The sequence below is a fragment of the Acidiferrobacteraceae bacterium genome (assembly GCA_037388825.1).
Taxonomy (GTDB): domain Bacteria; phylum Pseudomonadota; class Gammaproteobacteria; order Acidiferrobacterales; family JAJDNE01; genus JARRJV01.
Map to the genome: position 1 here is coordinate 1 of JARRJV010000092.1, position 5,783 is coordinate 5,783.

At 61.7% G+C, this 5,783-nt stretch carries 8 protein-coding genes; 3 read left to right on the plus strand and 5 right to left on the minus strand.

The window, feature by feature from the left end; translation table 11 throughout:
• On the minus strand, nucleotides 1-1,171 hold a 1,171-nt coding region (locus tag P8X48_12075), incomplete at its 3' end, for an ATP-grasp domain-containing protein (protein MEJ2108042.1).
• A complete protein-coding gene (amrS, locus tag P8X48_12080) occupies nucleotides 1,164-2,249 on the minus strand; it encodes an AmmeMemoRadiSam system radical SAM enzyme (GenBank protein ID MEJ2108043.1) in 1,086 nt (361 codons plus the stop codon). The genes amrS and P8X48_12075, both read right to left, overlap by 8 nt.
• 149 nt (nucleotides 2,250-2,398) lie before the next feature.
• On the opposite strand from amrS, the gene P8X48_12085 reads away from it, so the two are divergent.
• Complete coding sequence (locus P8X48_12085; protein ID MEJ2108044.1) at nucleotides 2,399-3,652, plus strand: DUF3391 domain-containing protein; 1,254 nt, start codon at nucleotides 2,399-2,401, stop codon at nucleotides 3,650-3,652.
• An 87-nt stretch (nucleotides 3,653-3,739) separates the two neighbouring features.
• Nucleotides 3,740-4,276 carry a 2'-5' RNA ligase family protein gene (locus P8X48_12090; GenBank protein MEJ2108045.1) on the plus strand — a complete coding sequence of 179 codons (537 nt, stop codon included), beginning with the start codon at nucleotides 3,740-3,742 and terminating at the stop codon, nucleotides 4,274-4,276.
• On the opposite strand, the gene nfi is transcribed toward P8X48_12090, so the two are convergent.
• Both nfi and P8X48_12100 read right to left on the minus strand, forming a co-directional pair.
• A complete protein-coding gene (nfi, locus tag P8X48_12095) occupies nucleotides 4,273-4,896 on the minus strand; it encodes a deoxyribonuclease V (protein MEJ2108046.1) in 624 nt (207 codons plus the stop codon). The genes P8X48_12090 and nfi overlap by 4 nt on opposite strands.
• A gap of 35 nt (nucleotides 4,897-4,931) precedes the next feature.
• Nucleotides 4,932-5,048, minus strand: a complete 117-nt coding sequence (locus tag P8X48_12100) for a YjbQ family protein (GenBank protein ID MEJ2108047.1) — start codon at nucleotides 5,046-5,048, stop codon at nucleotides 4,932-4,934.
• Nucleotides 5,049-5,071: 23 nt separating this feature from the next.
• Here P8X48_12100 and P8X48_12105 point away from each other — a divergent pair, with 23 nt between their 5' ends.
• Nucleotides 5,072-5,224 (plus strand): tetratricopeptide repeat protein, encoded by a 153-nt coding sequence (locus P8X48_12105; GenBank protein MEJ2108048.1) that lies wholly within the window; start codon nucleotides 5,072-5,074, stop codon nucleotides 5,222-5,224.
• An 11-nt stretch (nucleotides 5,225-5,235) separates the two neighbouring features.
• Here P8X48_12105 and P8X48_12110 read toward each other — a convergent pair.
• The coding region (locus P8X48_12110; protein ID MEJ2108049.1) for an NAD(P)-dependent oxidoreductase at nucleotides 5,236-5,783 on the minus strand (548 nt) is incomplete at its 5' end.

Genomic DNA, 5,783 nt, shown 5'->3' on the forward strand with positions numbered 1-5,783 from the left:
TGTCGCCGCGGGCGAACAGGAACCCAACATAGACTGAATCGTCCGGCAAGGGCACCAGCACCTCCCCTGCATGCGCGGTAATGATCACTTCCTCTATGCCTGCAACGGTACGGGCCGCTTCCACCCCGTCGACCGCGCGCAGGACCCCGGACCGTGGAACCGGAATCATCATCACCCCCGAGGGTCGCGGATCCACCGGACCGCCCGTGGCAACAAGACCCATGGCGTCACGAATCACCAGTTCTTCCAGGCTCATGCCGATTCGATGCCGCAGGGTACGCGCGCACAGGCCGCCGATGGTCCTTGGTGCGACTTCCAGCAGGGTAACAGAGTCGTTGTGGATTCGCGCTTCCGCATGGACCGGGCCACGATGCAGGCCCGCCGCCGCACAGGCCTTCTCTACCTGGATCTGCAACTCCTCCTGTAGCGTACCCGGCAGGGAGGAAGGCGTGACATAGATCGTTTCGGCAAAACAGGGGCCGTCCAGGGGATCGGGCTTGTCGAACACAGCCAGGACCCGCAGACGACCCTCGTGTAACAGGCCTTCCAGCGCAACTTCCCTGCCGGGAAGAAAGTCCTCGAGCAACAACTGCCGTTCCCGTAGTCGCGTGTTCGCGCGACGAAGAATCTCCCGGGCTCGCTCTACTGCTTGCGCCAATTGCGCCGCGGAGTCGACGCGCATGACACCACGACTGCCGGAGAGCCGCAGGGGCTTCACCACCAGCGGAAAGTTCAGGACCGGAGCAGCGGCGCTCGAATCGTCGTCCGGCTCAAGCAGGCGGAAGCCGGGATGGGGCAATCCGCTCTCCGCCTGCAGGCGGCGGAACATCGCCTTGTTTCGCAGACGGGAAACCGCAGCCGGAGAATTGGCGCGAAGACCCAGGGCCGAGGCAATGGCCGCAGCCGCCTCAACCCCCGCATCATCCACACCGATGACCGCATCCGGCGGGGAACCGGCAAGGGCCTCTCTCACCGTTTCGGCGGCAGCCGCCGGATCGGAGAAGTCGAGGGCCACGAGTTCATCGCGGCCCCAGTGGCGGGACAGTGGACCACAGTGGTTCTGCGCCTGAATAACGTCGAGATTCAGCCGTTTCGCAGCATCGAGAAAATCATCGTTGCGATAGCTGCCGTCGGGCAGCAGAAGCAGCAGGCGCCCCCTGCGGCTAGGCATCAGCACGCTCGTATTTTTTCAATACCACGCCGTCGTCCCCACAGCAGGAGGCAGAGCATTTCTTCACGCCGTGTACCGCCTCCGGATCGGCATCGAGCCAGGCAGAAACGGGGAGATTCTCTCCGGCGCAATCGCAGCCCTTGTCGTCGTAGACGTGGACATTCTGCAGGCCCGCCTCGCGCGCAATCTCGTGGGCTTGCCAAAGGGATTCGTCCGGCGTCGCCGGCAAGTGGCTCAGTTTGTACGCCGGGAAGAAGCGGGTGATATGCCATGGGCTTTCGGAGCCCAGGTGGTCGCGTATCCAGCCAGCAATAGCTTTCAACATTTCCGGGTCGTCGTTTCGTCCGGGAATGATGTTGGTCCGTGTCTCCACGTGAATGCCGAGGTCTTGCGCCTTGGCGATCGAGTTCAGCACCTGGGACACCGATGCCGGTCTGCAGATCTCCCGGTAGAAATCGTCGTCCATGCTCTTGATGTCCGAACAGAGCACATCCACTTCCGGCGCCATCAGCGCAAGCGCTTCGTCCGTGACGAAACTGTTCGAGACATACACGGTATACAGGCCAGCTTCATGGGCCAGTCTGGATACATCCAGCACATACTCCAGCCACACCGCCGGCTCCGAGTAGGTGAAGGCAATCCCCTGCACGCCCTGCCGAAGGGCCAAGGCCACCAGGGAAGCCGGCTCCACGTAGGCGGCCCTGGATTGACCGCGGGCGAGTTCGTCCAGCGCCTCGGTACCCCAGGAGATCTCCAGATTGTGGCAACCGCCGCAGCGGAAATTGCAGCCGTAGCTGCCGACGGACAGCACGCGGGTCCCCGGATGGAAGTGGCGTACGGGTTTGGCCTCGATGGGCCCTACATCGATGGCGGAAAGAATGCCGTAGGACAGGTTGTACAGGGTCCCGTGCCGATTTACGTGGGCCTGACAGAACCCCCGTTGGCCGTGTCCGATCTTGCAGCGCCACAAACACAGATGGCACCGGGTCGTGCCATTGCCCAGACGTTCCTGCAGACCGGTTTCAACCAGACGATATTGGGCCGGGTCGCGGTTACTTGCTGACGAATTTTTGTCCACGGTATCGGGAGCCTACAAGGACCGGGGTCGGGGCAACAAGCTGAAAACACAGCTATTTTGTAGGCATTACCTCACGACCCCGCGCCAAGCGCCGGAATGGCTCGATTCTTGCAATTTTTTCAGGGGGGAAATTCGATTCGGGGTTGACCATGAGAATGAAGGTCCGCGTCGCCGATCTGGCAATGGGCATGCATGTTTGCGGCCTGGATCGCCCGTGGCTGGAAACCCCCCTTGGTGTGAACTCGTTCGTCATCGACAGCGATGACCGCCTCAGTCAGCTGCGCGAACACTGCGAATATGTGTACATCGAGGCACCGGACCGGAACCTGTATGACGGAAGACCGTCTGCCGAAGAGGCGCGGGTAAGCTTCGACCGGCCGGAACTGGAGCTGGAGATGCTGCGGCACTTCATGCAGCCCGATTCCAGCCATCTGCGGTACCCGGACCGGAGCAGCCTGGAACAGGAACTGCCCCATGCCCGCAGCGCCTATGCACAAGCCTACACCGCCACCTCCCGGGCCATGACGGCGGCCCAACGGGGACGGGCCGTGGACATCGACAGATTGTACGACGCACTCACCGAGATCCGTGACGGGATCGTGCGAAATCCGGACCCAATGATCTGGATGTCGCTGGTGCGCAACGGGCCGGACCGGCTGGCGGTCCATGGGGTTCGCATCGCGATCCTTACCCTCGCCTTTGGCCGCCACCTGGGAATGGAGGTCTCCGAACTGGAGGCCCTCGCACTGGGGGCGCTGCTGCACGACATCGGCATGACTCGCCTCGCCCCCGCCGTGGTCGCCGCGTCGAGCGGGAGCGAACACGAACAAAAACTCCGTATGCGTCACGTGGACTATGGGCTGAGTATTCTGGCGGGCGTGCGAAATGTCCCCGCGGCGGCAGAGGAGTTTGTACGCCAGCACCATGAATTTCTCGACGGCAGCGGGTATCCACGCGGCCTCTCGGGAACCGATATCTCCCGCTATGGCCGTATCGCTGCCATCGTCCATACCTACGAACAACTCACTTGCTGGCACAACCCCGGTGGCGCCCTGCCGGGACATCTGGCCCTGAAGCTCCTCTACCGCGATCGCAGGACACGCTTTGACCGCATGCTGGTGGAAGAATTTGTTCGCTGCATCGGGATTTATCCCCTCGGGAGCGTAGTGGAGTTGCTCAGCGGCGAAACAGGCATCGTCCTCGCGATGAATCGTGCCCGCCGTCTTCGCCCCAGGGTGGCCTTGATGGAATTGAATAATCATGCACCCGGACCGGTTCAGGCGGCGCGGGACCTGGAGACCCTGCTCAAGGTCCCCGGCAAGGAATGCGAGATCGCGCGATTGGCGGACGAAAAACTGCATGAGCAGGTGCGTCCATTGGACTATCTACCCATCACCCCCTGACCCTCCGCGCTCCGGTCAACGGGCCCGGCGCCTGACGCCGGGTCGCAAAATGGGCTAAGCTGTTCTGCAAAATGATAACGGAACCGCATGGAACCGCTTAACTCTTCATCAATCGCCCGCTATGCCATCTGGCTTGTGCCTGACGAGGACAGCAGCGAACGATTTTCCGACATTCTGGAACGATTGCGTGCCGAGTACGGGGGACCGCCGTTCGCGCCCCACGTCACCCTGCTGGAAAGCATCATTGGTAAGGCGGAAACCGTTGGTGAGCGCATGGAATCCCTGGCCCGCGCCCTGCAGCCCATGCCGGTGCGCGCCGTACGCATGGTCATGGAACCTTACTATTTCCGTTCCTTCTACCTGAAGCTGGAGACCACTGACGCGCTGAGCCAGGCCCGGGACCAGGCAGCGCAGGAGTTCAGCGTGAAGCCGGAGACCGCGTTCCGTCCACACATCAGCCTGCTGTACGGTCTCGTTCCGCGCAAGACCAAGGTCGCCATCGGCCCGAAGATTCACCAGGACCTGCCGGTGGAATTCACCCTCACGCGACTGCAACTGGTGCGCCTGGCGCTGGCGGTGTCCGACTGGAAGACCGTGGTCGACCTTCCCCTGGGCGAAGCCTAGCCTGACGCCAATCGGTGAGCCTGGCGCGTGGTTTCGGGCAGGCGGTACTTCGGCGTGCAGGCCAATACAATTTCGATCGCCTGCTCCAGACCAACACGATGGCCAACTGACACGTACAGGGGTGCAACCCCTGTACGTGTGCGCAAGACCACTCCGATCTGTTCGTCGCCATCCATCAGGGGCACCCAGGCGCCCTTTTCCGGTGGCACCGGTTCATGGGTTCCGATCAGGCGTGACTTGGCCACACCGATGGTGGGCAGATTCGTAACAACCCCCAGGTGACAGGCCAGACCAAATCGGCGCGGATGGGCATAGCCCTGCCCGTCACAGAGGATGATGTCCGGTTTGCGCTTCAGCCGTGCGAGGGCAGCAAGAACCACCGGTACTTCCCGGAACGACAGATAGCCCGGGACATAGGGGAAACGCGTCTTGCGTCGAACGACGGCATGTTCAAGAAGCTCGAGTGAGGGAAAATCGAGCACCACAACCGCGGCACGGGCCACGGCACCGTTTTGCTCGAAGCCTACGTCGGCGCCGGCCACAGTCCGGATTCGCCGGCGACGGTGCTCCGTAATAACCCGATCGCGCAATTTTTCCTGCACGACCCTGGCCTCGGCCACGGATCGGGGCCATGCTTCCTGATCTTGAACCGGTTTCATGGACCGATGTGTACGACAACGCTGCGCTCACCGCCGGCGTGGCGATGTTCCCAGAGATACAGGCCCTGCCAGGTACCCAGCGCAAGTCGCCCGTCGACAACCGGAATCGCCACCGACGACCAAGCATGCCCAGGCGGTGCATGAACGTTATCCCAGCGACGCCACGGTGCTGGTGTATCTGGCACGGGCCCAGCAACGACTGGGCAATCATGATGCCGCAAGAGCCGCCTATATAAAGGTACTACAGCTGTTGCCAGACAATTTCGAGGCCAGCGAGTTTGTAAAATAACAAGGCTCGCATTAAACACTAACCACATTGCGGGACTTGCCTTCCCTGTAGGCGCGAATATTTTGCTCCACATCATCCAGCAACCGTTGGCGCGATTCGCGGCTGGCCCAGGCAATGTGTGGGGTAACGATTAAATTGGGCAGCATCACTTCAAGCAAGGGATTGCCCTGCTGTGGCGGCTCCGTTGTCAGGGTATCCACGCCGGCACCGGCAATGGCCTTGCGTTGCAATGCATCCACCAGTGCCTGTTCATCCACAATGCCACCGCGAGCGGCATTGATGAGAAGTGCCGCAGGTTTCATCATGGCCAGCTCAGCGGCACCGATCAAGCCCTGGGTCGATGGGGTCAATGGACAATGCAGGGTAATAACATCCGCCTGGCGCAATACATCCTCAAAGGCCACCCTGCCCGCGCGTGGTGACTGTCCCTTATGTTCGGCGATGATCGCCTGCATACCGAAGGCCTGCGCCGCCTGCGCCACGGCATGGCCCAACACACCATAACCAATCACTCCCAGCGTTTTACCCGCCAGTTCCGTGATAGGGTAATCCAGCAGGC

Excerpts from the sequence above, each read along its gene's own strand:
- P8X48_12085 (MEJ2108044.1), top strand. The coding sequence starts at position 2,399 with ATGAGAATGAAGGTCCGCGTCGCCGATCTGGCAATGGGCATGCATGTT.
- P8X48_12090 (MEJ2108045.1), top strand. The coding sequence starts at position 3,740 with ATGGAACCGCTTAACTCTTCATCAATCGCCCGCTATGCCATCTGGCTT.